This is a genomic window from Micromonospora noduli, from assembly GCF_003264475.1.
In the GTDB taxonomy this organism is placed as follows: domain Bacteria; phylum Actinomycetota; class Actinomycetes; order Mycobacteriales; family Micromonosporaceae; genus Micromonospora; species Micromonospora noduli.
Window position 1 is genome coordinate 15,821 of sequence record NZ_PYAC01000027.1, and the last position, 25,994, is coordinate 41,814.

Consider the following 25,994-nt stretch of genomic DNA (forward strand, 5'->3'; position numbering starts at 1 on the left):
GCGCAGCCCGCCGAGGTTGGGGCCGCCGCCCGCCCGTAGACACCTCGGCCCGGCCACCGAGCACCCGGTCCGATCATCGACGGTCGACCGTCCGATCGTTGGCAGCTCAGCAGCAACCGTTCCGGCGTGTCGAACTGCTGAGCTGCCAACGATCACCGCTCAACGGGCTCTGGCCCAGGTGATGAATCGGTCGGTCAGTCGGTCGTGACCGGCCTGGCCCGCGAGGTCCCCGGCCGCCTCGTAGAGCAACGTGGCGAGGTAGATGAGCAGGCCGATCCGGTCCTCGCGGTACTCGCCGAGCAGCGCCAGGCGGGCCGGCGAGCAGGGCCACGCCGCGCCGCAGACCCGGCAGCGCCAGGACGGGCGTGCCGCTACGTGTGGGCGGTACCGCGGCATCAGTGCCCGCCGCCGTTATGGGCCGACCAGGTCAGTCGCACGAGGGAACCTCCATCGGGTGGGTGGGAGCGCCCCGGATCGGGGGTCACGGGGCGCTCCCGGCCTGGTTCCGCCCGCCGTCTGATCCCGTGAGCGGTTCCGCTGCGTGACAGTCTGGTGAGGACGCGACTACGGTGGGAGGTTCCGCACGCCGACGACCAGCGCGTACGGCAATCGGCCCGGCTCGGTACGGGAATGTACGGAGGGTGTCCGTGGAGAGTTCGTCCATGCTGGAGCACTTCGCCGAGGAGCTACGACTGGCCCGGGCCGCCAACGGGATGTCACAGGCCGCGCTGGCCGAGGCGTTGAGCTATTCCGGGGCGTTGGTCGCCAAGGTGGAGACATCCGAGCGCCGGCCGAGTCTGGACTTCGCCCGCCGGTGTGACGCCGTGTTCTCAGCCGACGGTCGGTTCGAACGCATCCAGCGGCGGATCAGCCGGGAGGCCGTGGTGCCGTGGTTCCGCGACTGGGCCGGCATCGAGCAGGAGACCACCGCGCTGCGCTCGTTCGAGCCGCTCTACGTGCCGGGCCTGGTGCAGACCGAGGGGTACGCCCGCGCCATCCTGGCCGGTGCCGGGCTCTTCGCGGCGGACGAGGTCGAGCAGCAGGTGACCGCCCGGCTCGACCGGCAGCACGTGCTCACCCGGGACCGGCCACCGCTGCTCAGCCTGGTCGTCGACGAGTACGCGCTGCGCCGCCACGTCGGCGGGCCGGAGGTGATGCGCGAGCAGTTGCGCCACCTGGTGAAGCTCGGCTCGGCCCTGCCCCGGGTCCGAATCCAGGTCGTGCCGCTGTCGGCCGGTGCGTACGCTGGGCTCGATGGTCCCTTCGTGATCGCCACCACCGCCACCGGTGAGGACGTCGTCTACCTGGACGGGCAGCGCCACGGGCAGGTCATCGACCGGTCCGAGTACGTCCGGCAGATGGTCGAGGTGTGGGAGTCGATCCGGGGTGAGGCACTATCGCAGCAGCAGTCCCTCGACCTGATCGCGGAAGTGGCGGAGACATGGAGCTGACCGGCGCCCGATGGCGCAAGAGCACTCGCAGCAACGGCAGCGGCGGCAACTGTGTGGAGGTTGCCGGCAATCTGCCTGGGCTGGTGGCCGTGCGCGACTCCAAAGACCCGACCGGGCCCGTGCTGCTCTTCCCGCCTGACGCGTGGCGCGCGTTCGTCGGGTCCGACGCCGTCCGCCGGTAGCTGGCGCTCAGTCTCTGGCTGCTTGATCGGCCGTCCCTACCCATCGGGTCATGTGCTGCTCGACGACCTCTCGTACTCGGCGACGGAGGTCCGTGTCGCTCATATCGCCCATCCCCTCGGCTTCGAAGACCGCGTCGGTAAAGCTGTCCGCGTCGCTGGGAGGGGACTCGCGGAGCCGAAGGTTCTCTTCAGGGGGCAGGCAGAAGCCCAGCTTGATGCACAGCTCTTCGAGGATTCGTTGGACTTCAGAATCCCTGTCATCACGTTGGCCCACGAGGAACAGCGTGGCGGCTCCTGCCGCGGGTTGCCAATCCTGTCCACGTCTCCGGTCACCGCACCGGCGGCCACCGGTCTAGATCCACTCGGCTTTCCGGAAATCGGGGCATCAGGGCGGCTCTGACACCGCGACTTCCTGAAAACCGAGTCGATCAAGCACGACCCCGCCCCACGGGCGACGTGGGGAAACCCGGGCGACACGTCGGCGGGGTCGTCGTAGGGTGACCGGCGGTCTGTCGTACCCCGGGGGTAGACAGGTCGTGGTGGCCGGCGTGGCGGGCGGGGTGATCGGGTGAGTGTGGCGGGATCGGCGCGGTTCCCATGGGTGCCGGCGTACGCGGTGTTCGAGCACTACCTGGTGGGTCTGCGGCGCACCTGGCGGGCCGGGGTGTTCTCCTCGTTCCTGCTCCCGGTGCTGACCGTCCTCGGGTTCGGGGTGGGCGTCGGCGCCTACATCGACCAGGGCGTCGGTGGGGTGCGTTACCTCGACTGGCTGGTCCCCGGGCTGATCGCCTCGACCGCGCTCCAGGTGACCGTCGGCGACTCGACGTGGCCGGTGTTCAGCAACTTCCAGTGGGTCAAGACCTACTTCGCGCAGGGCGCGTCGCCGCTGCGCGTCTGTGACATCGTGGCCGGGCACCTGGCCTTCGTGCTGTTCCGGGTGCTCACCACGATCGCGGCGTTCCTGCTGGTCACCGGGTTGTTCGGGGCGTTGCGGTCGCCGTGGGCGGTGGTCACCCTGCCGGTGGTGGCGTTGCTCGGGCTGGCCGTCGCCGCGCCGACCTTCGCGTACGCCGCGTCGGTGTCGAGCGACAACTGGCTCGCGATGCTGTTCCGGTTCGCGGTCATCCCGATGACGCTCTTCGCCGGGGTGTTCTTCCCTGTCGAGTCGCTGCCCGACGCGCTGCGGTGGCTGGCGTACGTGACGCCGTTGTGGCACGCCGTGGACCTGTGCCGCGCGGCCACGCTCGGCGTCGCCCCACAGTGGTCGGCCGTCGGGCACCTGCTCTACCTGGCCGCCTGGGCGGTCGCCGGCTGGTTGCTGGCGGTGCGCGCGTTCCGTCGCAAGCTCGTCGTCTAGCCGAGCAGGCCCGGCAGCCGAGCAAGCAGGAGCAACTCGTCGTCTGAAGAGCAAGCAGAGAGGGTGTCGTGGTCACGCTGATCCTGCCCCGGCTGGTCGACGTCTCCGCCGCGTCCCGGCGGTCGGCGTCGGTGTTCGAGCGCAACGTCGCGGCGCTGAAGCCGGTCTACTGGCTGCTGCTGCTCTCCGGCTTCGTGGAGCCGCTGCTCTACCTGCTGTCCATCGGGGTGGGCGTCGGCGCGCTGGTCGGCGACCTGCCGCTGCCCGACGGGCGGCTGGTCTCGTACGCCGAGTTCGTGGCCCCGGCGATGCTCGCCTCCTCGGCGATGACCGGGGCGATCTCGGAGACCACATTCAACTTCTTCGGCAAGATGAAGTACATGAAGCTGTACGACGGGGTGATCGCCACCCCGGTACGGCCGTTCGAGATCGCCGTGGGCGAGTTGGGTTGGGCGATGCTGCGGGGGAGCGCCTACTCGGCGGCGTTCCTCGGTGTGATGGTCGCGCTGGAGTTGACAAGCGTCACCCGCGCGCTGACCGCCTTCCCGGCCGCGGTGCTTGTCGGCTTCGCGTTCGGTGCGCTCGGCATGGCGATCTCCACCTTCATGCGCAGTTGGCAGGATTTCGACCTGATGGCCTCCGCGCAGTTCACGCTCTTTCTCTTCTCCGGCACCTTCGTTCCGGCGCAGGCATACCCGACAGTGCTGCACTGGCTCGTCGAGATCACCCCGCTGTACCGGTCGGTGCACCTGATCCGCGGGCTCGCGCTGGGCGGTGATGGCTGGCTCTGGCTGCTCGACGTGCTCTACCTGCTGGCGATGATGGCGGTCGGTCTGCTGGTGGCTTCTCGCCGAATGGCGAGGTTGCTCTACAAGTAGGGGTTATGCGCGCCCGTCGACGGGGCATGTCCGGAGGTGACACCGCCGACCAGGAGGAGGGGCGATGGCCTCGGACGAGTCTTCCGCCCAGCGTGAGCGTGATCCGGCCACCACGCCGGTCGGGCCCGACGCGGGCCCGGACAGCCCCACCGACCTGCCCGGCAGTGGCTGGAAGGCGGCGATGCGCCGGACGATCACCGAGTTCCAGGACGACAGCCTCACCGACTGGGCCGCCGCGCTGACCTACTACGGGGTGCTGTCCATCTTCCCCGGCGTGCTGGTGCTGATCTCCCTGCTCGGCCTGCTCGGTGAGAGCGCCACCGAGGGCGTCAAGGACACCGTCAACCAGGCGGTGCCGAACGACAGCATCCAGAAGATCATCGAGGGCGCGATCAATACCGCCCAGCAGAACGGCGGCCTGGCCAGCATCGCGGCGATCATCGGTCTGTTGGCCGCGTTCTGGTCCGCGTCCGGCTACATCGGTGCGTTCATGCGTGCGTCCAACACCATCTACGACGTGCCGGAAGGCCGGCCGATCTGGAAGACGCTGCCGATCCGGGCCGGTGTGACAGCGGTGATCGGCGTGCTGCTGCTGGTCTGCGCGGTGATCGTCGTCTTCACCGGCCGCCTCGCCGAATCGGTCGGTGACGTGATCGGGCTCGGCTCGACGGCGGTCGCGGTGTGGGACATCGCGAAGTGGCCGGTGCTGCTGATCCTGGTCAGCCTGATGTTCGCGATCCTGTACTGGGCCTCACCGAACGCGCGGCACGGCGGCTTCCGCTGGGTCAGCCCGGGCGGGGTGCTGGCCGTGGTGATCTGGTTGGTGATCTCCGGCCTGTTCGCCTTCTACGTGAGCAACTTCAGTTCGTACGACAAGACGTACGGGACGCTGGCCGGGGTGATCATCTTCCTGGTGTGGCTCTGGCTCAGCAACATCGCGATCCTGCTGGGGGCGGAGTTCGACGCGGAGCTGGAGCGGGGCCGCGCCATCTCGGCCGGCCACGCGGTGGACGACGAGCCGTACGTCGAGCTGCGCGACGACCGCAAGCTCCGCAAGAAGCGAAATTCTGCCGGCCGTCGCTGACGGCCCCGCGCCAATCGCCCCGCCACCGAGGATCGGCTGGCGGGGCGTTTGCGTGTCCATCGATGGAACTGCTGGCGAGGGGACGCGGGCGGTCCGTGATCCTTTCCTTGATCGACTAGTAGCTTTTGTTCTTTCGGACAAAAGTTGGTCTCGGAACGGCTGAAGCTCTGGACAGGCGGCGTGGAACGCTCTTACTGTGTCGGACACAACACATCGACATTGCGTCGATGTGAACGCTGCCAAAGAAGAGGGGGCCCCGGGTGCGCACCGTCGACCCCCTACACGTGCGCCTGTTGCGGCTGCTCCGCGACGAGGGCGCCGTGTCCCGGGCCGAGCTGGGCGACCGGCTCCAGATGCCGCGTCCGCGCATGCTGGCCGAGCTGGATCGCCTGGTGACGCTGGGTTATGTGGCCGAGGCCGGGCTCGCCGCTTCCCGAGGTGGGCGTCGCTCGACGCTTGTCGAGCTGAACCCGAAGCTGCGCTTCGCCGCCGTCGACCTCGGCGCCAGTTCGATGGACGTCGAGGTGGTCAACGGCCGCCTCGAACCGGTGGCCCACTACGCCGAGGCAGCCGACATCCGCAACGGCCCGAAGGTGACCCTGCAACGGGTCAACGAACTGCTGCACAAGGCCCGGGTCGACGGCGCGTACGAGCGACTGGACGCGGTCGGCATCGGCGTACCCGGCCCGGTCAGCTTCCGCGACGGCGTTCCGGTCTCACCACCGATCATGCCAGGCTGGGACCGGTTCCCGGTGCGTGAGCTGCTCAGCCGTGAGCACGGCTGCCCGGCGGTGGTCGACAACGACGTCAACATCATGGCGATCGGCGAGCGGCACGGTGGGGTCGCCCACTCGGTGGACGACTTCCTCTTCGTGAAGATCGGCACCGGCATCGGGTGCGGCATCTACCTCACCGGTGAGGTCTACCGGGGCACCGACGGATGTGCCGGCGACATAGGGCACATCCAGGTCGACTCGCACGGTCCGATGTGTTCCTGCGGCAACGTCGGCTGCCTGGAGGCGCTGTTCAGCGGCGCCGCGCTGGCCAAGGACGCCGCAGCCGCCGCCCGCAGTGGCACGTCGCCGGCGCTGGCCGAGCGGCTGGCGCTGCGGGGTGTCGTCACCGCGCTGGACGTCGCCGAGGGCGCCGTCGAGGGCGACGTGACCTGCATCCAGTTGATCCGCGACGGCGGGCGGCGGGTCGGTGGAGTGCTCGCCGGCCTGGTCAGCTTCACCAACCCGTCCATGATCGTGATCGGCGGCGGGCTGGCCCAGCTGGGCCACATCCTGCTCGCCGAGATCCGCAGTGTGGTCTACCGCCGGTCACTGCCGCTGGCCACCGGCAACCTTCCCGTCGTCCTGTCCGAGCTGGGCGGCCGTGCCGGCGTCGCCGGCGCGGCGGTGCTCGCGAGCGACGTCGCCTTCGGGGAAGCCGCATGAAGCTGTTCGAGATTCCGTCGTGAGCGAGGAGGAGACTGTGGCTCTGCCCGAGGATGACCCCGCCACCGCGTCGGCCGAGGCCGTCGCCGAGGCGCCGCTGGTCGAGGCTCCCGCCGACACCGTCGCGGGCGAGGTGGTCCTGCGCCTCACCGACCTGGTGAAGACCTTCCCCGGCGTACGCGCGCTCGACGGCGTGCAGCTGGAGGTGCGTGCCGGCGAGGTGCACTGCCTGCTCGGGCAGAACGGCGCCGGCAAGTCCACACTCATCAAGGTGCTCGCCGGGGTGCACCAACCGGATTCCGGGCAGGTGGAGTGGCGCGGTGAGCCCGCGACGTTCGCCAACCCGCAGGCCGCCATGAAGGCGGGCATCGCCACGATCTACCAGGAGCTCGACCTCGTCGAGGATCTGTCGGTGGCGGAGAACGCGTTCCTCGGGCACGAGTACCGCAGCTTCGGTTTCGTCCGGCGCGGCCGGATGGCCCGGCACACCCGGCAGATCCTCAGCCGGCTCGGCCACGGTGAGATCCCGCCGGGGCGGATGGTCCGGTCGCTGCCGGCAGCCGGCAAGCAGATCGTCAGCATGGCGCGGGCGCTGTCGCACGAGGCCCGACTGATCATCATGGACGAGCCGAGCGCGGTGCTGGCCCACGACGAGGTCGGCAACCTGTTCCGGATCATCCGAGAGCTGACCGCTCAGGGCATCGCCGTCATCTACATCTCCCACCGCCTGGAGGAGATCCGCGAGATCGGCGACCGGGTCACCGTACTCAAGGACGGCCGGACCACGGCGGCGAACCTGCCGGCGCGCGACACCCCGACCCGCGACCTGGTGAGCCGGATGACCGGCCGCACCATCGAGTACGTCTTCCCGGACCGGCCGACCGACGACTCCGCGGGTGCGGACCTGCTCCAGGTGGAGGGGTTGACCCGCACTGGCGAGTTCGCCGACGTGTCGCTGAACGTGCGTGCCGGGGAGATCGTGGGCATCGCAGGGCTGGTCGGCTCCGGTCGTTCCGAGCTGCTGGAAACGATCTACGGTGCGCGCCTCCCGGAGGCCGGCACGGTGCAGATGGACGGAAAGGTCCTACGGCCCGGCGTCGGCGCGGCGGTTCGCGCCGGCATGGGAATGGCCCCGGAGGAACGCAAGAGCCAGGCGCTGCTGCTCGGCGAGCCGATCTACCGCAACGTCACGCTGGCCACCTTCGGCCGGTACGCGCGGCTCGGCTTCACCAACGCCGCCAAGGAACGCGCCGAGGCGGACCGGATCGCGGAGACCCTGGAGCTGCGGCCCCGGGACGTCGACCGGCCGGTACGCACGCTGTCCGGTGGCAACCAGCAGAAGGTGGTGGTCGGGCGTTGGCTGCTCGGCGGCACCAAGTTACTGCTTCTCGACGAGCCGACCCGGGGCGTGGACGTGGGCGCCCGGGCTGAGCTCTACCAGGTCATCCGGGCATTGGCCGCTCAGGGCGTGGGGGTGCTGCTGGTCTCCAGCGAGGTGCCCGAGGTGCTGGGTCTGGCCGACCGGGTGCTGGTGATGCGGGAAGGGCGGGTCGTCCGCGAAGCCGCGGCCGGCGAACTCGACGAGAACACTGTGCTTGACCTCGTGATGGCGGGGTCCTTGATGGAAGGCGCACCGGCATGAGCGACGCGACTCCCACTCCCACCGCGACACCGGAGCGCCCGCAGCTTCCGGCGCAGTCGCCGCCGGTGGACCCGGCGGAGACGGCGGTGGCCGGCAACAAGGCAGGATCCGGGGGCAAGCTCTCCTGGTGGCGGGGTGACGGTGGCGACGGCGCCAAGCGCAACCTCGGTCTGATCGGGGTGCTGGCCGCGCTCATCGTGGTCGGCGCGATCACCAAGCCCGACCTGTACGGCGACCCGAACTGGGTCTGGAACAACGTCCTGGCCATTCTCCAGTTGGCCTCGGTGGTCGGCGTGGTCACTGTCGGGATGACCTTCGTGATCATCGGTGGTGGCATCGACCTGTCGGTCGGCGCGATCGTCGCGCTGGCCGGGGTCTGGTGCACCACTGTGGCCACCCAGAGCTACGGCGCCGGCGGCATGATCTTCGCCGCCCTCGCGGTCGGCATCTGCGTCGGCCTCGTCAACGGTGTGCTCATCTCGTACGGGCGGCTGGTCCCCTTCATCGCGACGCTCGCGATGCTGGTGGCCGCGCGAGGGCTCGCTGCGTCGATCTCCAACAAGCAGACCCAGGTGTCGAGCAGCACGTTCATCAACGACATCGCGGCGCGCAAGGTGATCGGGATCCCGATCCTGGTCTACATCCTCGGCGCGGTAGTGCTGGCCGGTTGGGTAGTGCTCAACCGCACGACCTTCGGCCGGCGGACCATCGCCGTCGGCGGCAACCCGGAGGCGGCCCGGCTGGCCGGCATCAACGTCCGGCGGCACACCATGCTGCTCTACGCGCTCTCCGGTCTCTGCTGCGGTATCGCCGCCATCATGCTCACCTCGCAGGCGACCTCGGCGCAGGCGGCGATGGCCAACCTGTACGAGTTGGACGCGATCGCCGCGGCGATCATCGGCGGGACGCTGCTCAGCGGCGGCCGGGGCACGATCGTCGGCTCGCTGCTCGGCGTCATCATCTTCGCCACCATCACGAACCTCTTCGCCATCAACGGCCTCTCCATCGAGGCGCAGAACATGGTCAAGGGCGGCATCATCGTCGCCGCCGTCCTGGTCCAGCAGTTCCAGTTCAAGTCAGTCACTCGGCTCCTCGCGCGGAACAGGGTCACCACCGCAACCTGACGCACCGCACCGTTGTCCTGGCGACGTCGAGACATTCGACGGTGGCCGGGCCTCGCACACCCTCAATAAGTCAAATCCCGCTCCCAGGAGGTCATTCATGACCCAGCACAGTCGCGACCTGTCGCGCCGCCGGTTGCTCTTCGGTGGAGCCGCAGTGGGCGCTGCCACCCTCCTCACCGCCTGCACCAGCAACGAGACCCCGGCCGCCAGCACCCAGACCAAGGCCGCCGGAAACAGCGAAGGCAACAACGCCCCGGGCAAGAAGGTCGTCATCGGCTTCTCCGCCCCGGCCGCCGACCACGGCTGGATGGGCGCGATCCACGCCAACGCCAAGGCGCAGGCCGCTGCCTACTCGGACGTGGAGTTCAAGGAGGTCGACGGTGGGTCGAACTCCGAGGCCCAGCGCTCCACGCTCGGCACGCTGATCGCCCAGAAGCCGGACATCATCGTCGTGCTGCCGCACGACGGCAAGGAGGTCAACGCCGTTGCCCTCCAGGCGATGCAGGCGGGCATCCCGATCGTGAACCTCGACCGGGCGTTCCCCGACGCGCTGGCCTCGCGGCTGGTCATCAAGGGCGACAACTACGGCATGGGCGTCTCGGCCGGGCACTACATCGGCAAGATGCTCAAGGACAAGGGCGTCGCCAACCCGGTCATCGGTGAGATCGCCGGTCTGGAGATCCCGCTGACCGTCGAGCGCAGCGAGGGCTTCAAGGCCGCCCTGGCGACCTACGGGTTCACTGTGAAGAACCGTCGGTCGGCCGAGTTCACCTCCGACAGCGGTCAGCGCGAGGCGTCCCAGCTGCTCCAGGCGTTGCCGAAGATCGACGCCATCTGGAACCACGACGACGACCAGGGCATCGGTGTGCTCGCGGCCATCAAGCAGGCCAACCGGTCGGAGTTCTTCATGGTCGGCGGCGCGGGCTCCAAGCTCGCGATCGACGCCATCAAGGCCGACAACACCGTGCTGAAGGCCACTGTCACCTACAACCCGTCGATGGCCTCCTCGGCGGTCTCGCTCGCGCGGCTCATCGCGCAGGGTCGGGGCCTGGGCGACCTGACGGAGCTGCAGGTGCCCAAGGAAGTGACCCTGGCCTCGGAGACGATCACCAAGGAGAACGCGAGCAGCTACGACAAGCTCGGGTTCTGACATACCGGGGGGAGACCCACCTTGTCCACGACAGACAAAGAACTGCGGGTCGGCATGGTCGGCTACGCGTTCATGGGCGCCGCGCACTCACAGGCGTGGCGCACCGTGAATCGCGTCTTCGACCTGCCGGCGCGGGCCCGGATGGCGTTGATCTGCGGCCGAGACACAGCGAAGGTGGCTGACGCCGCCGACACACTCGGCTGGGACGCGTACACCACCGACTGGCGTGACCTGATCAACCGGGACGACATCGACGTTGTCGACATCTGCACCCCGGGCGACAGCCACGCCGAGATCGCTCTCGCCGCGTTGGCCGCAGGCAAGCACGTTCTGTGCGAGAAGCCATTGGCCAACTCGGTGGAGGAGGCACGGGCGATGACCGCTGCGGCGGACGTCGCCCGGGCCGCCGGAGTGCGGTCGATGTGCGGGTTCAACTACCGCCGGGTCCCCGCGGTCACGATGATGCGCCAGTTGGTCGCCGACGGACGGCTCGGGGTGATTCGACACGTCCGTGCGACGTACCTGCAGGACTGGATCGTGGACCCGCAGTTCCCGCTGGTCTGGCGGTTGCAGAAGGACAGGGCGGGCTCCGGCGCGCTCGGTGACATCGGTGCGCACATCATCGACCTGACCCAGTTCGTCACGGGTCAGCGGATCAGCGGCGTCAGCGCGGTCACCGAGACCTTCGTCAAGGAGCGGCCGCTGCCGGCCGAGTCGAGCGGTCTGGCGGCCTCGGTGGACGGCCACACCGCGCCCACCGGGACGGTCACCGTCGACGACGCCGCTGTCTTCGTGGCCCGGCTCGACGGTGGCGCCCTGGCCACGTACGAGGCGAGCCGCTTCGCGACCGGCCGTAAGAACGCGCTGCGCGTCGAGATCAACGGCTCGCTGGGCAGTGTGGTCTTCGACCTGGAGCGCCTCAACGAGCTGGAGTTCTACGACGCGACCCGCCCGGCCGTGGAGCAGGGCTTCAGCCGCATCCTGGTGACCGAGGGCGAGCACCCGTACATGTCGGCGTGGTGGCCCCCGGGCCACATCATCGGCTACGAGCACTCGTTCACGCACGAGATGCGCGATTTCATCGAGGCGGTCGCCACCGGTGTCGACCCGACTCCCTCCTTCGCCGACGCGTTGCAGGTCCAGCTGGTGCTGGACGCGGTGGCCCGCTCGGCGGAGCTCGGCTCCTCCTGGGCCGAGGTGGAACCGGCGCTGACCGCGGCGGCCGTCTGACCATTGACCATCCGCGACGGCGGTGTTCGCACCGCCATCGCCCGACCGGCTTTCCGAAGCCGACCGGCGAGGGACCAGCCACGGATTGCGCCCCGTGGCCGGGACAGAGGTCGGCTTCGGAGAGCGTGCAGCCGGGCCCTACGGCCCGGTGGCGCACGAGCAGGACGGTCGTCCGGTGCGACCGGACCGGGATTCCCCGGCCGCACCGGAGGACCGCCACCACCGGTGACCTCCGGAGGACCTGATGACACCGCCCGCCGCCGCCCCCACCCGTACCGCATCCGCTCGCCGGTTCCCGGCGGGGCGTGGTTCGGTAGGTGTTCCGGTGGGCGCGGCGGCCTGAGACGCCCGGCCGGGGCATGCCAATGCCCCGACCGGCCGGATGCGGGGGAGGCAGGGTCGAGACGCCGACCCGACCCTGCCTACCAGCCCCGTCTGCTCGCACCTGCCGGGATCCGGTCCGGCGTCGTCGCCGCCGACGCCGACGTCGGAAGCCGGTGCTGTTCCGGTGCGGGGCGAGCGGACGGGGCCCATCCACCCGGCTCGAAACTTTCCGAAACCGGGCCGTATCTTTCCGAAACATATTCTGATATTCCTATATTTAGCGGTACCGACGGTTCCTCGTGAATGGGGAAGGAGCACCATGCGAACAGGTGTCTGGCTGGTAGGAGCGCGCGGTTCCGTCGCGACCACCAGCATCGTCGGGGGGCTCGCGCTGCGGGCCGGCCTGGCCGGGCCCACCGGCTGCGTCACCGAGCTTCCCGAGCTGCGCGGTCCGGCCCTGCCGGCCTTCGCCGACCTGGTCTTCGGCGGGCACGACCTGGCCACCACTCCGCTGTGCAAGCGCGCCGAGGCCCTCGCTGACGCCGGTGTCATCCCCTGGCGACTGGTCGCCGCCCTCCGCGACGAACTGGGCGTGGTCGATCAGGAACTGCGCCCCGCGCCGGTCGGCAACACCCAGGCCGACCGCGCCGAGGCCGTGGTCCGCGACCTGACCAGCTTCCGCCAGCGGCACGAGCTGGACCGGGTGGTGGTGGTCAACGTGTCCGCCACCGAGCCGGCCCCTCGACCGCACCCCGCGCACGCCGACCCGGTCGCGCTACGCGCCGCCCTCGACGGTCCGGACGAGGTGCTGCCGGTCAGCTCCCTCTACGCGTACGCGGCGGTCCTCGCCGGCTGCCCGTACGTCGACTTCACCCCGTCCACCGGGCTGCGGCTGCCGGCGCTGGCCGCGTTGGCCGAGGAGGCCGGACTGCCGTACGCCGGGCACGACGGCAAGACCGGGGAGACCCTGGTCAAGTCGGTGCTCGCGCCGATGTTCGCGATGCGCAACCTGGCCGTTGGCTCCTGGTCCGGGGTCAACCTGCTCGGCGGTGGCGACGGCGCCACCCTCGCCGACCCGGCCGCGAACGCGGCGAAGGTGCAGAGCAAGCAGCGGGTGCTCGGCGAGACGCTGGGCTACGTCCCGCAGGGCGGCACCCGCATCGAGTACGTCGAGGAGCTGGGCGACTTCAAGACCGCCTGGGATCTGATCACCTTCAGCGGATTCCTCGGCACCGGCATGCGGATGGAGTTCACCTGGCACGGCTGCGACTCCGCGTTGGCCGCGCCACTGGTGCTCGACCTGGCCCGACTCACCGCCGCCGCGCACGCCGCCGGGCAGGTGGGGCCGCTGGCCGATCTGGGCTTCTTCTTCAAGGACCCGCTGGGCGCGCCCACCCACTCGCTGGGCGAGCAGTGGGCCAGGCTGACCGCCTTCACCCGGCACCTGCACGACGGCGGGGACGGTGACCATGACAACGTTGGCTGATCTCGCCGAGCTGGTCCGGGCGCCGGCCGCGCTCTCGGTGCCCGGTGACGTGATCGCCGGGGCCGCGGCGGCCGGCGCGTTGAGCCCGCGTACCCCCGCCCTGGCCGGCGCCTCGGTGCTGCTCTACTGGGCCGGCATGGCCGCCAACGACTGGGCCGACCGGCGCCTGGACGCCGAGGAACGGCCCGAGCGGCCGATCCCGAGCGGGCGGATCACCCCGGCCGCCGCTGTCGGTCTCGCGGCGGGCCTCACGGCCGCCGGCGTGGGCCTGGCCGCCGCCGCGGGCGGTCGACGCGCCGCCGCGCTCGCCGTGCCGCTGGCCGCCACCATCTGGGGGTACGACCTGCTGGCCAAGAACACCGCGGCCGGCCCGGCCGTGATGGCCGCCTGCCGAGGGCTGGACGTGCTGCTCGGCGCGTCCGGCGGCCGGATCACCCGAGCGTTGCCGGCGGCGGCCACCGTCGCCGCGCACACCTGGACGGTCACCGCGCTGTCCCGCCGGGAGGTCACCGGCGCCGACGCCACCCTGCCGATGCGCACCCTCGCCGGCACCGCGCTGGTCGCCGCCAGTGCCGCCGTCGCCGTGCCGGGCGCCCGACGCGCAGCCCTCCGAACGACGAACCAGACCGGGGCCACCGACCGGGCCGAGACCGTCGACGGGACCGGCGTGCGCGCGGGTCGCAGTCGGTCGGCCACGATCGCGGCGGTGCTACCCGCAGTGCTGGCCGGCTGGTACGCCGCCCGGTACGGCGCGGCCCAGGCCGAGGTGGTCCGGGACCCGTCCGCCGGGCGGGTCCGCGCGGCCGTCGGCGCCGGGATCACCGGGTTGCCGGCCCTCCAGGGGGCCCTCACCGCCCGGGGTGGAGCGGGTCTGCTCGGGGTGGCCGTCGCGGCGGCCGCGCCGCTGGGTCGACGGCTGGCCCGTAAGGTCTCCCCGACATGAGTGTCCCCGAGCCCCGGCCCGGTGCGCCGGCCGCCGACGCCACCACGCTGCGCCTCGGGTACGGCACGAACGGCTTCGCCAACCACCGCCTCGACGACGCGCTCGCCGTCATCGCCGACCTCGGCTACGACGGGGTGGCGCTCACCCTGGACCACGACCACCTGGACCCGTTCGCGCCCGGGCTCACCCGCCGGGTCGCCGCGGTCAGTCGACGGTTGGAGTCGCTGGGCCTGGCGGTGGTCATCGAGACCGGCGCCCGCTACCTGCTCGACCCGTGGCACAAGCACGCACCGACGTTGCTGCACGACGACCCGACCCGGCGGATCGAGTTCCTGCGCCGGGCCGTGCGGATCGGCGCCGACCTGGGCGCGGAGGCCGTCTCGTTCTGGGCCGGTGTCCGACCCGAGGCGGTGTCACCGCAGTGCGCCTGGGACCGTCTGGTGGCTGGCTGCGCCACGGTGGTCGACGCGGCCGAGACCGCCGGCGTCACAGTCGGCTTCGAACCGGAGCCGGGCATGCTCGTGCAGGACATCGCGGACTGGCGTCGGCTGCACGCCGCACTGGACAGCCCGGCCCGTTTCGGCATCACCCTCGACATCGGCCACTGCCGGTGCCTGGAGCCCTGGCCGGTGCCGCAGTGCGTCGCCGAGGTGGCCGACCACCTGGTCAACGTGCAGATCGACGACATGCGCCGAGGCGTGCACGAGCACCTGGAGTTCGGCGTCGGCGAGATCGACTTCCCGCCGGTGCTGGCCGCCCTGGCGGCGGCCGGCTACCAGGGGCTGGTCGCTGTGGAGTTGCCCCGCGACTCGCACGCCGCACCCGCCGTGGCCGCCCGGTCGATCGAGTTCCTGCGCGCCGCCGCACTGGCCGGCCGCGCGAAGGACGAACCGCCCGCAGACATTCCTGGGGTGCCTGCATAGCAACAACTGGGGTGCCCGCGTAGCAACAAGGGGAGGAGACGGGATGACACCGGATTCACTACGGGCCGCGCTGGGAGGCGTACCCGATCCCGATTGGCTGGACACGGCGCTGCGCCGGGTCACCACCGAGCCCACCGCGATCACCCGGCTCTTTCCCGCCGTCGGCCGACGCTGCGGGCGGGCCGCGCTGCCCGACGCCCCCGGCTGGACCGCCGACGACGCGGCCCGGGTGCTGCTGCTCACCAGCCTGCCCGGCGAGCACGCGGCGTACGCCGAGCGCCTCTACCAGCACGGTGACGCGGCCGAGCGACGAGCCGTGCTGCGCGCCCTGCCGCTGCTGCCGATCGGCGCCGACGGGGTCCCGTTGCTGCACGACGCGATCCGGACCAACGACACCCGGCTGGTCGCCGCCGCGCTCGGCCCGTACGCCCGGCACCTCGACCAGGCCGCCTGGCGGCAGGCGGTGCTCAAGTGCGTGTTCAGCGGCGTCCCCCTGGCCAACGTGGCCGACCTGGACACCCGGGCCGACGGCGAGCTGACCGCGATGCTGGCCGCGCTGGCCGCCGAACGGCACGCCGCCGGCCGGGAGTTGCCCGCCGACGCCAACGACCTGCTCCACCGGCTCACCGCCGCACTGCCCCGGGAGGCGTGAATGCGCATCTTCGACCCCCACATCCACATGACCTCACGCACCACCGACGACTACGAACGGATGGCCGCCGCCGGAGTGCGCGCGGTGGTGGAGCCGGCGTTCTGGCTGGGGCAGCCGCGCACCAGCGCCGCCTCGTTCACCGACTACTTCGACTCCCTGATCGGCTGGGAGCCGTTCCGGGCCGGGCAGTTCGGGGTGCGCCACTTCGCCACCATCGCGCTGAACCCCAAGGAGGCCAACGACCCGCGCTGCCGGCCGGTCCTCGACCTGCTGCCCCGCTACCTGGACAAGGACGCGGTGGTGGCGGTCGGCGAGATCGGGTACGACTCGATGACGCCCGAGGAGGACGAGGCGTTCGCTGCGCAGCTCGCCCTCGCTGTGGCGTACGACCTGCCGGCCCTGGTGCACACCCCGCACCGGGACAAGGCGCGCGGCTGCGAGCGGACCCTCGCCGTGGTCGCCGAGTCCGGCATCGACGCGGGTCGGGTGGTCGTCGACCACCTCAACGAGGTGACAGTGAAGCTGGTCCGTGACAGCGGCTGCTGGCTGGGTTTCTCCATCTACCCGGACACCAAGATGACCCCGCAGCGGATGGTGGATTTGCTGCGGGAGTACGGCACGGAACGGATGCTGGTCAACTCGGCAGCCGACTGGGGACGCTCCGACCCGCTGCTGACCCGGGCCACCGGCGAGGCGATGCTCGCGGCCGGCTTCGGCGACGACGACGTCGACAAGGTGCTGTGGCGAAACCCGGTGGAGTTCTACGGGCAGTCGGGGCGGCTCGACCTCAGCGACCTGGACGTCGCCGCCGCGGTGGACCCGCAGACCGGCAACTCGATCCTGCGTGGCGGCAGCTGATGCGGCTGCGACATGCCGGCGGCGAGACCGTCCACCTGGGCTACTGCACCAACGTGCACCCCGCCGAGGACCTCGCCGGCATCCTCGGTCAACTGGACACCTACGCGGTGCCGGTCCGCGAGGCGCTCGGCAGCGACCTGCTCGGGCTCGGCCTGTGGCTGGCCGCCCCGGTCGCCGCCGAGCTGGCCGCCGACCCGACGCTACGCCGCCGGTTGCGCACCGAGCTGGACGCGCGCGGCCTGGAGGTGGTCACCCTCAACGGCTTCCCGTACGCGGCCTTCCAGGCCCCGGTGGTCAAGCAGGACGTGTACCACCCGGACTGGACCACCGAGCAGCGCCTGACCTACACAGTGAACCTGGCCCGGGTGCTCGCCGACCTGCTGCCCGACGACGCCGCCCGAGGTTCGATCTCCACGCTGCCGCTGGCCTGGCGTCAACCGTGGGACACCGGCCGGGCCGACGCGGCCCGAGGTCGACTGGACCAGCTGGCAGCCGGCCTGGCCGACGTGCAGCGGGACACCGGCCGCGAGGTGCGCGTCGCCTTCGAGCCGGAGCCCGGCTGTGTGGTGGAGAGCACCGGTCAGGCGGCCGCGCTGTTGTCCGGGATGGACACGGACCGGCTGGGTGTCTGCGTCGACCTGGCCCACCTGGCCTGCGCCTGGGAGGAGCCGGCCGAGGCGCTGGAACGACTGCGGGCGGCCGGACTGCCGGTGGTGAAGGTGCAGGTCTCGGCCGCCGTCGAGGCCGCCGACCCGGAGGGCGGAGCCGAGGCGTTGCGCCGCTGGGTGGAGCCGCGCTTCCTGCACCAGACCCGGGGCGCTGGGTGCGCCGGTCTGGCCGACCCGGCCGACCCGAGGTACGCGGCCGACGACCTGGACGAGGCGCTGGACCGGGCGCTGCCCGGGCCGTGGCGGGTGCACTACCACGTGCCGCTGCACGCCCCACCCGAGGAACCGCTCGGCTCTACCCTGCCGGTGCTCCGCGCGGCCCTGAGAGCGCTCTTCGACGGCCCGACCGCCGGCTGCGACCACCTCGACGTCGAGACGTACACCTGGGGGGTGCTGCCGGCCGCCCGACGGCCCGGCACCGACGCGGAGCTGGCCGCCGGCATCGCCGCGGAACTGGCCTTCGCCCGGGACGAACTGGTCGGCCTCGGCCTGACCGCAGAACGAACCGTGAGCATGGGAGTGACGCGATGAGCCGGCGACTGGTGGTCCTCGACGTGGTGGGGTTGACGCCCCGACTACTGGCGCACATGCCTCGACTGCGGGGGGTCGCCGACGGCGGCTTCCGGGCCGAGCTCGGCACCGTGCTGCCCGCCGTGACCTGCTCGGTGCAGTCCACCTTCCTCACCGGCGAGCAGCCCAGCGGGCACGGGATCGTCGGCAACGGGTGGTATTTCCGGGAGCTGGGCGAGGTGTTGCTGTGGCGGCAGCACAACGCGCTGGTCGGCGGGGACAAGCTCTGGCAGGCCGCCCGTCGGGCCGAACCCGGCTACACGGTGGCCAACGTCTGCTGGTGGTACGCGATGGGCGCCGACGTCAACTGGACGGTGACGCCCCGCCCGGTCTACTACGCCGACGGGCGCAAGGAGCCGGACTGCTACACCGACCCGCCGGAGCTGCACGACGCGCTCACCGGGCGGCTGGGCACCTTCCCGCTCTTCACCTACTGGGGGCCGACGGCCGGGTTGCCGTCGTCGCGGTGGATCTGCCAGGCGGCCGAGCAGATCCTCGCCGACGTGTCACCCGACCTGACCCTGGTCTACGTTCCGCACCTGGACTACGACCTGCAACGCTTCGGTCCCTCGTCGGCCCAGGCCGCCGCGGCGGCTGCGGAGCTGGACACGGTGCTCGGCCCGCTCCTGGACGCCGCCCGGGCCCGGGACGCCACAGTGGTGGTGCTGTCGGAGTACGGCATCACCGACGTGTCCCGGCCGGTGGACGTCAACCGGTTGCTGCGCTCCGAGGGGTTGTTGCGGGTGCACACCCAGGCGGGCATGGAGTACCTCGATCCGTGGACGTCGAAGGCGTTCGCGGTCGCCGACCACCAGATCGCGCACGTCTACGTCCGGGACCCGGCCGACGTGCCGGCGGTGGCGAAGCTCTGCGCGGGCCTGCCCGGGGTGGCCGAGGTGCTCGACGCCGAGGGCAAGGCAGCACACGGGCTGGACCATCCGCGCGCCGGTGAGCTGGTGCTGGTGGCCGAGCCGGACGCCTGGTTCACCTACTACTACTGGCTGGACGACGCCCAGGCACCGGACTTCGCCCGGCTGGTCGAAATTCACCGGAAGCCGGGCTACGACCCGGCGGAGCTGTTCTTCGACCCGGCCAACCCCGGTGCCGCGAAGGCCCGCGCCGGGGTGGCCCTGGCCCGCAAGAAGCTCGGCATGCGGTACCTGATGAGCGCTGTCGGCCTCGATGCCGGCGCGCGGGCGGTGCGTGGCTCGCACGGGCGGCTGCCCGACGACCCGGCGGACGGCCCGGTGCTGCTCTGCTCCGACGCGACCGCGGCCCGGGACAAGATCGCGGCGACCGAGGTCAAGGCGCTCCTGCTGGAGCTGGCCGGGCTGAGCCCCGGCGGCGCGGTCGGGTCGGGGGAGGGCTCATGACGGTCACCGTCGTGCCCACCGACGCCAGCGAGCTGCGGGCGCGCTTCGACGCGGAGCTGGCCGGGTTTCTCAGCCGGCAGGGCCCGGACTGGCCGGACGGGGCGCCGCGGGGCGTGTTCACCGCGCTCCAACGGTTCGTGCTGGCCGGCGGCAAGCGGTTACGGCCGCTCTTCTGCTACTGGGGCTGGCGCGGCGCGGGCGCGGCCGACGGCACCCCGATCGTGGTGGCCGCGGCGGCCCTGGAGCTGTTCCACGCGTTCGCGCTGATCCACGACGACATCCTGGACGGCAGCGACCGCCGCCGGGGTGAGCCGTCGGTGCACCGGCTCTTCGCCGACCTGCACGCCCGCTCGTCGTGGCGCGGCGACCCCGAGGCGTACGGCCGCAACACCGCGCTGCTCTGCGGGGACCTCTGCGCGGCCTGGTCGGATCAGATGTTCCACGAGTGCGGGCTGAGCACCGAGCAGGTGCACCGGGGGTACGGCGTGTTCGCGCTGATGCGTACCGAGGTGATCGCGGGGGAGTACCTGGACCTGGTCTCGGGCGTGGGTGACGGCTCGGTGGCCAGCGCGCTCACCGTGATCCGGATGAAGGCTGCCCGGTACACGGTCACCCGGCCGTTGCAGATCGGTGCGGCACTGGCCGGCGCGGGGCCGGAGCTGATCGCCGCCTTGGGCGAGTTCGGTGACCCGCTGGGTGACGCGTTCCAGCTCCGCGACGACGTCCTGGGCGTGTTCGGTGACCCGGCGGTCACCGGGAAGTCGGTCCTGGACGACCTGCGTGAGGGCAAGCCCACCGTCATGATGGCGCTGGCCCGCAGCGCCGCCGACCGGCCGCAGACCATCCGGCTGCGGGAGCTGTTCGGCAACCCGGCGTTGGACGCCGAGGGCGCGGCGGAGCTGCGCGACATCATCGAGGCGACCGGCGCGCGGGAGCGGATCGAGCAGATGATCCGGGTCCGGACCGAGGCCGCGCTCTCCGCCCTGCAGAACGCCATGGTGGCCGATGAGGCCCGCGCGGCCCTGGTTGCGCTGGCCGGGCAGGCGATCGACCGACGCGCCTGACCGGCGACTTTCGATCAAATCGACGAAAGTTGATGCTGAACCGCCGGAAGGTATGGACACATCGACACGTGCGACTTAGTGTCGTGACCAACACGACAATGTTTCGTCGAGGTGAACCGGCGGCGCGGTAACCCATCGACCCCCCACCACCGCTACGGCATCCGGCGCGACGGCGCGCGCCCGGCCTGGCAGTCACACGTCAGGAAGGGACAGCACAGATGTCCATGAAGGACGCACCCAGACAACGGTCCCGACGATGGTTCTCCGCCGGATCCGCGCTGCTGCTGGCGGTCGCCGCCGGCACTGTCACCTTCGCCGCCGGCTCGGCACCCGCCCAGGCACACACGATCGTCGCCAGCGACTTCCAGCAGGTCGAGCTGGCCCGTGGCGTGACCGACATGGGTGAGCCGATGTCGCTGGCGGTGCTACCGGACCGCTCGGTCCTGCACACCGCCCGCAACGGCACCCTGCGCCGCACCGACGCCAACGGCACCACCTCCGTGGTCGGCACCCTGTCGGTCTACACGCACGACGAGGAGGGGTTGCAGGGCGTCGGCGTCGACCCGGGCTTCTCCTCGAACCGCTACATCTACCTCTACTACGCCCCGCCGCTCTCCACCCCCGGCGGCGACGCGCCGGCCACCGGCACCGACTTCTCGGCCTTTGACGGGGTCAACCGCCTCTCCCGGTTCACCCTCAACTCGGACTTCACGCTCAACCAGGCCAGCAAGGTCGACGTGCTCGACGTCCCGGCCAGCCGGGGTGTGTGCTGCCACGTCGGTGGGGACATCGACTTCGACGCCGCCGGCAACCTCTACCTGTCCACCGGCGACGACACCAACCCGTTCGAGTCGTCCGGCTACTCACCACTGGACGAGCGGACCAACCGCAACCCCGCGTACGACGCGCAGCGCAGCGCCGGCAACACCAACGACCTGCGCGGCAAGATCCTGCGGATCAAGGTGAACGCCAACGGCACGTACTCGATCCCGTCGGGCAACCTGTTCGCCCCCGGCACGGCCAGGACCCGGCCGGAGATCTACGCGATGGGGTTCCGCAACCCGTTCCGGATCAGCGTGGACAAGGCCACCGGGGTGGTCTACGTCGGTGACTACGGGCCGGACGCCGGCTCCACCAGCTCCACCCGCGGGCCGTCCGGCCAGGTGGAGTTCAACCGGGTCGCGGCACCGGGCAACTACGGCTGGCCGTACTGCACCGGCACCAACACCAGCACCGAGACGTACAACGAGTTCGACTTCGCGACCAGCGCCAGCGGCGCGAAGTACAACTGCACCGGCGGGCCGACAAACAACTCGTTCCGCAACACCGGCCTGACCACCCTGCCGCCGGCCCAGCCCGCCTGGATCCGGTACGCCGGTGACGCCGGCACCCCGACCGAGTTCGGCGGCGGCTCCGAGTCGCCGATGGGCGGCCCGGTCTACCGGTACAACGCCTCGTCGACCTCCACCACCAAGTTCCCGCAGTCGTTCGACGGGCAGTTCTTCGCCACCGAGTTCGGCCGAGGCTGGATCAAGCCGATCCACGTCAACTCCGACGGCTCCCGGGGCGCCATCGACACCTTCCCGTGGGTCGGCAAGCAGGTGATGGACTCGGCGTTCGGCCCGGACGGCGCGTACTACGTGCTCGACTACGGCACCGGTTACTTCAACGGTGACGCCAACTCGGCGCTCTACCGCTTCGACTACGTCGGCGGCGGCAACCGGGCGCCCACCGCGAAGGCCAGCGCCAACCGCACCTCTGGCGCGGCCCCGCTCGCTGTGACGTTCTCCTCGGCCGGCTCGGCCGACCCCGAGGGCGGCGCGTTGACCTACGCGTGGGCGTTCGGTGACGGGACCACCTCGACCGCCGCCAACCCGACGAAGACCTACAGCGCCAACGGCACCTACACCGCCACGCTGACGGTGCGCGACCCGCAGGGCGCCACCGGCAGCAGCAGCGTGCAGATCAGCGTCGGCAACACCGCGCCCACCGTCACGATCAACAACCCGGGCAACGGTCAGCTGTTCGGCTTCGGGGACACGGTGGCGTACAGCATCACGGTGTCCGACCCGGAGGACGGCACCATCGACTGCACGAAGGTCAAGATGACCTACGTGCTCGGGCACGACCAGCACGGGCACCAGATCACCTCGAAGACCGGTTGCTCGGGCTCGATCACCATCCCGGTCGACGGTGAGCACGACGACGCGGCGAACATCTTCGCGATCTTCGACGCCGAGTACACCGACGCCGGTGGGTTGACCACGCACACCCAGCACACGCTGCCGCCGCGGCACCGCCAGGCCGAGTTCTACGGCACCTCGTCGGGGATCAACGTGTTCAGCAAGACCCCGGCCGAGGGTGGCAAGACCGTCGGCGACATCAACAACGGCGACTGGATCGCGTTCCAGCCGTACCGGCTGGGCAACGTGACCTCGTTCAACGCCCGGGTCTCCTCGGCGGGCGCCGGTGGCACCCTCCAGGTCCGGGCCGGCTCGGCCACCGGCACCGTGCTCGGCTCGGCCACGGTCCCGGTGACCGGCGGCTGGGAAACCTTCACCACTGTCACCGGGACGATCAGCAACCCGCCGACCGGCACGACCACGCTCTACCTGACCTTCGCCGGGTCGGGCACCGGGGCGCTCTACGACCTGGACGCCTTCACCCTCGTCACCGGGACACCCCCGGCCGGTGGGGCTGGGGCGATCAAGGGCCTCGGCGGCAAGTGCCTGGACGTGCGCAACGCCGCCACGGCCGACGGCACGCAGATCCAGATCTACACCTGCAACGGCAGTGCCGCGCAGACCTGGGCGGTCACCCCCAACTCCACGATCAAGTCGTTGGGTAAGTGCCTGGACGTGTCGGGCGGTGCCACCGCCGACGGCACCAAGATCCAGCTCTGGACCTGCAACGGGACCGCCGCGCAGAACTGGGCGGCCCAGGCCGACGGCACGCTGCGCAACACGTCGTCGGGCAAGTGCCTCGATGTCTCCGGCAACAGCTCCGCTGACAGCACGGTGGTCCACCTCTGGACCTGCACCGCCGCCGCCAACCAAAAGTGGACCCTGCCCTGAGCTGGCGGGAGGGGCCCTTCGACAACGCCTAGTGTGATGCGAGGGGCCCCTCCTAACCGCAATTAGGAGAGCGATATGCGCAGACGCCTGCGACCCGTCCTCGGTGCGGCCATGGCCGCACTCGCCGTCATCGCCTGCACCACCCCGGCCACCCCGGCCAGCGCCGCCGACGCCCCGTACGACGTGCTGGTCTTCTCCAAGACCGCTGGTTTCCGCCACGACGCGATCCCGGTCGGCATCCAGACCATCCGCGACCTGGGCGCGGCGAACAACTTCACGGTCACCGCGACCGAGGACGCCGCCGCGTTCACCACGAGCAACCTCAACCAGTACGAGGCTGTCGTCTTCCTCAACACCACCGGCGACGTGCTCAACGCCAGCCAGCAGACCGCCTTCGAGTCGTACATCGGCTCCGGCCGCGGGTACGTGGGTGTGCACGCCGCAGCCGACACCGAGTACGACTGGCCGTTCTACGGCAACCTCGTGGGCGCGTGGTTCGCCTCGCACCCCGCCATCCAGCAGGCCAACATGAAGGTGGAGGACCGGGGCCACGCGGCCACCGCTCACCTGCCGCAGACCTGGACCCGCACCGACGAGTGGTACAACTACCGCACCAACGCCCGGTCGAGCGCCCACGTGCTGGCCACCCTCGACGAGTCGTCGTACTCCGGCGGCGGGATGGGCGCCGACCACCCGCTGAGCTGGTGCAAGAGCTACAGCGGCGGCCGGTCCTTCTACACCGGCGCGGGGCACACCCAGGCGTCGTACGCGGAGGCGGGGTTCCGCAACCACCTGCTCGGCGGCATCCGGTACGCCTCCGGTCGGAGCAAGGCCGACTGCCGGCCCGAGACCGGCTACACCCCGCTGTTCAACGGCTCGACGGCCGGCTGGTCACAGGCCGGCCCGGGCAGCTTCACCAACACCGACGCCACCCTGACCTCGGTCGGCGGCATGGGGCTGTACTGGTACAACGCCAAGCAGTTCACCAACTACTCGCTGAAGATGGACTGGAAGCTGGCCGGTGACGACAACTCCGGCATCTTCATCGGGTTCCCACCGTCGAGTGACCCGTGGTCGGCTGTCGACAACGGGTACGAGATCCAGATCGACGCCACCGACGCGGCCGACCGCACCACCGGCGCGGTCTACACCTACAAGTCCGCCGACATCGCCGCCCGCGACGCGGCGTTGAACGCGGCGGGGGAGTGGAACACGTACGAGCTGCTGGTCGAGGGCGAGCGGCTACAGATCTTCCTCAACGGGGTGAAGATCAACGATTTCACCAACACCAACCCGGTCCGCTCGTTGGCCGGTCACATCGGCATTCAGAACCACGGCACCGGGGACGACGCCTCCTTCCGCAACATCCGGATCAAGGAGCTGGGCACCACGCCGCCGCCCACCGGCACGATCCAGGCCGAGGCGTTCAGCTCGGCCAACGGCGTCTCCGCGTTCACCAAGGCGGGCGCCAACGGTGGGCAGACCGTCGGCTACATCGACCCGGGTGACTGGGCCGCGTACAACGGGGTCAACCTGGCCGGGGTCACCTCGTTCACGGCCCGGGTCGTCTCCGGCGGCGCGGGTGGCGCCATCCAGGTGCGCACCGGTTCGGCCACCGGCCCGGTGCTCGGCACTGTCGCGGTGCCCAACACCGGCAGTTGGACGACCTTCGCCAACGTCTCCACGGCACTGTCCAACGTCCCGTCCAGCACCCAGAACCTCTACCTCACCTTCACCGGTAGCGGCACGGGGCTCTTCGACCTGGACGACTTCACCCTGGTCAAGGGCAGTGGGGGCGGCACCGGTGTCGGCCCGATCAAGGGTCTCGCCGGCAAGTGCCTGGACGTGCGCAACGCCGGCACCGCCGACGGCACCCAGATCCAGATCTACACCTGCAACAGCAGCACGGCGCAGACCTGGACCGTGACGCCGAACTCGACGATCAAGGCGCTCGGCAAGTGCCTGGACGTCTCCGGCAGCGGCACCGCCGACGGCACCAAGATCCAGCTCTGGACCTGCAACGGCAGCGGCGCGCAGAACTGGGCGGCCGCGTCCGACGGCACCCTCCGCAACCCGTCGTCGGGCAAGTGCCTGGACGTCTCCGGCAACAACTCCGCCGACAGCACCGTCGTGCACCTCTGGACCTGCCTCAACGCGGCCAACCAGAAGTGGACCCTGCCCTGACCGACTAGGGCTGGAGGGGTCGACGCTGTTGGCCCCTCCCGCTCCGGCGGCCGACCATGCCCGGCCGGGTGTGCCCCGACCGGCCGGGTTCGTCGGCTCTGGCGGAGCGGCGAGGCTCGGGAGGTGTCACCCGCGAGCGCTATACCTGTGAGTCATAGTTATGACTCACAGGTATAGCGCTCGCACCGGTGTGTGCCCCGACGCAGATCTCGCCCGTGACACGCGGCCCGTCGACGCGGTGCCGTCGAGAGCGCCGACAGGGTGGGCGCGTTGCGGGGGACGCCGGGGGTTGGCGCCGGGGGTGGGGTCGGGACGGGGGTGTGGGTGGAAAGGGTGGG

General features: G+C 70.9%; 22 protein-coding genes. 21 read left to right on the forward strand and 1 reads right to left on the reverse strand.

The features are described from left to right. Positions 1-159: 159 nt before the first annotated feature. Entirely contained in the window at positions 160-396 is a 237-nt protein-coding gene (locus MED15_RS24165; protein WP_112590369.1) for a flavin reductase, read from the reverse strand. Between the two features lie 251 nt (positions 397-647). On the opposite strand from MED15_RS24165, the gene MED15_RS24170 reads away from it, so the two are divergent. The 21 genes from MED15_RS24170 (at position 648) to MED15_RS24270 (ending at position 25,656) form a co-directional block, all read left to right on the forward strand. Beyond that, complete coding sequence (locus MED15_RS24170) at positions 648-1,451, forward strand: helix-turn-helix domain-containing protein (RefSeq protein ID WP_244220567.1); 804 nt, start codon at positions 648-650, stop codon at positions 1,449-1,451. Further along, positions 1,442-1,633, forward strand: a complete 192-nt coding sequence (locus MED15_RS24175) for a DUF397 domain-containing protein (RefSeq protein WP_112606220.1) — start codon at positions 1,442-1,444, stop codon at positions 1,631-1,633. Before MED15_RS24170 ends, MED15_RS24175 begins: the two co-directional genes overlap by 10 nt. Before the next feature lie 52 nt (positions 1,634-1,685). Then, the gene (locus MED15_RS33615; protein WP_167457718.1) at positions 1,686-2,033 is read left to right on the forward strand and encodes a hypothetical protein; all 348 of its coding nucleotides are present in this window, start codon (positions 1,686-1,688) and stop codon (positions 2,031-2,033) included. Between the two features lie 168 nt (positions 2,034-2,201). Continuing rightward, complete coding sequence (locus MED15_RS24185; protein ID WP_112725996.1) at positions 2,202-2,990, forward strand: ABC transporter permease; 789 nt, start codon at positions 2,202-2,204, stop codon at positions 2,988-2,990. A gap of 68 nt (positions 2,991-3,058) precedes the next feature. Beyond that, complete coding sequence (locus tag MED15_RS24190; protein WP_112725995.1) at positions 3,059-3,868, forward strand: ABC transporter permease; 810 nt, start codon at positions 3,059-3,061, stop codon at positions 3,866-3,868. A gap of 64 nt (positions 3,869-3,932) precedes the next feature. Continuing rightward, on the forward strand, positions 3,933-4,952 hold the full coding sequence (locus MED15_RS24195) for a YihY/virulence factor BrkB family protein (protein WP_112737054.1): 1,020 nt from the start codon (positions 3,933-3,935) through the stop codon (positions 4,950-4,952). Positions 4,953-5,212: 260 nt separating this feature from the next. After that, positions 5,213-6,391, forward strand: a complete 1,179-nt coding sequence (locus MED15_RS24200) for an ROK family protein (RefSeq protein ID WP_091408992.1) — start codon at positions 5,213-5,215, stop codon at positions 6,389-6,391. 133 nt (positions 6,392-6,524) lie between these two features. Then, positions 6,525-8,033, forward strand: coding sequence for a sugar ABC transporter ATP-binding protein (locus MED15_RS24205; RefSeq protein WP_181518705.1), 1,509 nt, complete (start codon positions 6,525-6,527; stop codon positions 8,031-8,033). Continuing rightward, positions 8,030-9,157 (forward strand): ABC transporter permease, encoded by a 1,128-nt coding sequence (locus MED15_RS24210; protein WP_112590387.1) that lies wholly within the window; start codon positions 8,030-8,032, stop codon positions 9,155-9,157. Before MED15_RS24205 ends, MED15_RS24210 begins: the two co-directional genes overlap by 4 nt. A gap of 97 nt (positions 9,158-9,254) precedes the next feature. Beyond that, a complete protein-coding gene (locus tag MED15_RS24215; RefSeq protein WP_112590389.1) occupies positions 9,255-10,307 on the forward strand; it encodes a substrate-binding domain-containing protein in 1,053 nt (350 codons plus the stop codon). Between the two features lie 54 nt (positions 10,308-10,361). Further along, positions 10,362-11,537 carry a Gfo/Idh/MocA family protein gene (locus MED15_RS24220; RefSeq protein WP_373861117.1) on the forward strand — a complete coding sequence of 392 codons (1,176 nt, stop codon included), beginning with the start codon at positions 10,362-10,364 and terminating at the stop codon, positions 11,535-11,537. A gap of 643 nt (positions 11,538-12,180) precedes the next feature. Further along, positions 12,181-13,347, forward strand: a complete 1,167-nt coding sequence (locus MED15_RS24225) for an inositol-3-phosphate synthase (RefSeq protein ID WP_112590395.1) — start codon at positions 12,181-12,183, stop codon at positions 13,345-13,347. Then, positions 13,331-14,290 carry an SCO3242 family prenyltransferase gene (locus MED15_RS24230; protein ID WP_112590397.1) on the forward strand — a complete coding sequence of 320 codons (960 nt, stop codon included), beginning with the start codon at positions 13,331-13,333 and terminating at the stop codon, positions 14,288-14,290. The genes MED15_RS24225 and MED15_RS24230 overlap by 17 nt, the downstream gene beginning before the upstream one ends. Beyond that, a complete protein-coding gene (locus MED15_RS24235) occupies positions 14,287-15,213 on the forward strand; it encodes a sugar phosphate isomerase/epimerase family protein (RefSeq protein ID WP_112590400.1) in 927 nt (308 codons plus the stop codon). The genes MED15_RS24230 and MED15_RS24235 overlap by 4 nt, the downstream gene beginning before the upstream one ends. A 43-nt stretch (positions 15,214-15,256) precedes the next feature. Continuing rightward, positions 15,257-15,865 carry an EboA domain-containing protein gene (locus tag MED15_RS24240; protein WP_091409016.1) on the forward strand — a complete coding sequence of 203 codons (609 nt, stop codon included), beginning with the start codon at positions 15,257-15,259 and terminating at the stop codon, positions 15,863-15,865. Then, entirely contained in the window at positions 15,866-16,723 is an 858-nt protein-coding gene (locus MED15_RS24245; protein WP_112590402.1) for a TatD family hydrolase, read from the forward strand. Continuing rightward, positions 16,723-17,922, forward strand: coding sequence for a metabolite traffic protein EboE (eboE, locus tag MED15_RS24250; RefSeq protein ID WP_112590405.1), 1,200 nt, complete (start codon positions 16,723-16,725; stop codon positions 17,920-17,922). The genes MED15_RS24245 and eboE overlap by 1 nt, the downstream gene beginning before the upstream one ends. After that, entirely contained in the window at positions 17,919-19,334 is a 1,416-nt protein-coding gene (locus tag MED15_RS24255; protein ID WP_112605369.1) for an alkaline phosphatase family protein, read from the forward strand. Before eboE ends, MED15_RS24255 begins: the two co-directional genes overlap by 4 nt. Further along, positions 19,331-20,398 (forward strand): polyprenyl synthetase family protein, encoded by a 1,068-nt coding sequence (locus MED15_RS24260; protein ID WP_112590410.1) that lies wholly within the window; start codon positions 19,331-19,333, stop codon positions 20,396-20,398. The genes MED15_RS24255 and MED15_RS24260 overlap by 4 nt, the downstream gene beginning before the upstream one ends. 218 nt (positions 20,399-20,616) lie before the next feature. Then, positions 20,617-23,472 carry a PQQ-dependent sugar dehydrogenase gene (locus tag MED15_RS24265; RefSeq protein ID WP_181549399.1) on the forward strand — a complete coding sequence of 952 codons (2,856 nt, stop codon included), beginning with the start codon at positions 20,617-20,619 and terminating at the stop codon, positions 23,470-23,472. A gap of 75 nt (positions 23,473-23,547) precedes the next feature. Further along, complete coding sequence (locus MED15_RS24270) at positions 23,548-25,656, forward strand: ThuA domain-containing protein (RefSeq protein ID WP_112590413.1); 2,109 nt, start codon at positions 23,548-23,550, stop codon at positions 25,654-25,656. Positions 25,657-25,994: the final 338 nt, after the last annotated feature.

Coding starts and splice junctions, on each gene's coding strand:
- MED15_RS24270 (WP_112590413.1), top strand. CDS start 23,548: ATGCGCAGACGCCTGCGACCCGTCCTCGGTGCGGCCATGGCCGCACTC.
- eboE (WP_112590405.1), top strand. CDS start 16,723: ATGCGGCTGCGACATGCCGGCGGCGAGACCGTCCACCTGGGCTACTGC.
- MED15_RS24235 (WP_112590400.1), top strand. CDS start 14,287: ATGAGTGTCCCCGAGCCCCGGCCCGGTGCGCCGGCCGCCGACGCCACC.
- MED15_RS24225 (WP_112590395.1), top strand. CDS start 12,181: ATGCGAACAGGTGTCTGGCTGGTAGGAGCGCGCGGTTCCGTCGCGACC.
- MED15_RS24255 (WP_112605369.1), top strand. CDS start 17,919: ATGAGCCGGCGACTGGTGGTCCTCGACGTGGTGGGGTTGACGCCCCGA.
- MED15_RS24230 (WP_112590397.1), top strand. CDS start 13,331: ATGACAACGTTGGCTGATCTCGCCGAGCTGGTCCGGGCGCCGGCCGCG.
- MED15_RS24265 (WP_181549399.1), top strand. CDS start 20,617: ATGTCCATGAAGGACGCACCCAGACAACGGTCCCGACGATGGTTCTCC.
- MED15_RS24240 (WP_091409016.1), top strand. CDS start 15,257: ATGACACCGGATTCACTACGGGCCGCGCTGGGAGGCGTACCCGATCCC.
- MED15_RS24175 (WP_112606220.1), top strand. CDS start 1,442: ATGGAGCTGACCGGCGCCCGATGGCGCAAGAGCACTCGCAGCAACGGC.
- MED15_RS24165 (WP_112590369.1), bottom strand. CDS start 396: ATGCCGCGGTACCGCCCACACGTAGCGGCACGCCCGTCCTGGCGCTGC.
- MED15_RS24195 (WP_112737054.1), top strand. CDS start 3,933: ATGGCCTCGGACGAGTCTTCCGCCCAGCGTGAGCGTGATCCGGCCACC.
- MED15_RS24215 (WP_112590389.1), top strand. CDS start 9,255: ATGACCCAGCACAGTCGCGACCTGTCGCGCCGCCGGTTGCTCTTCGGT.
- MED15_RS24210 (WP_112590387.1), top strand. CDS start 8,030: ATGAGCGACGCGACTCCCACTCCCACCGCGACACCGGAGCGCCCGCAG.
- MED15_RS24220 (WP_373861117.1), top strand. CDS start 10,362: ATGGTCGGCTACGCGTTCATGGGCGCCGCGCACTCACAGGCGTGGCGC.
- MED15_RS24260 (WP_112590410.1), top strand. CDS start 19,331: ATGACGGTCACCGTCGTGCCCACCGACGCCAGCGAGCTGCGGGCGCGC.
- MED15_RS24245 (WP_112590402.1), top strand. CDS start 15,866: ATGCGCATCTTCGACCCCCACATCCACATGACCTCACGCACCACCGAC.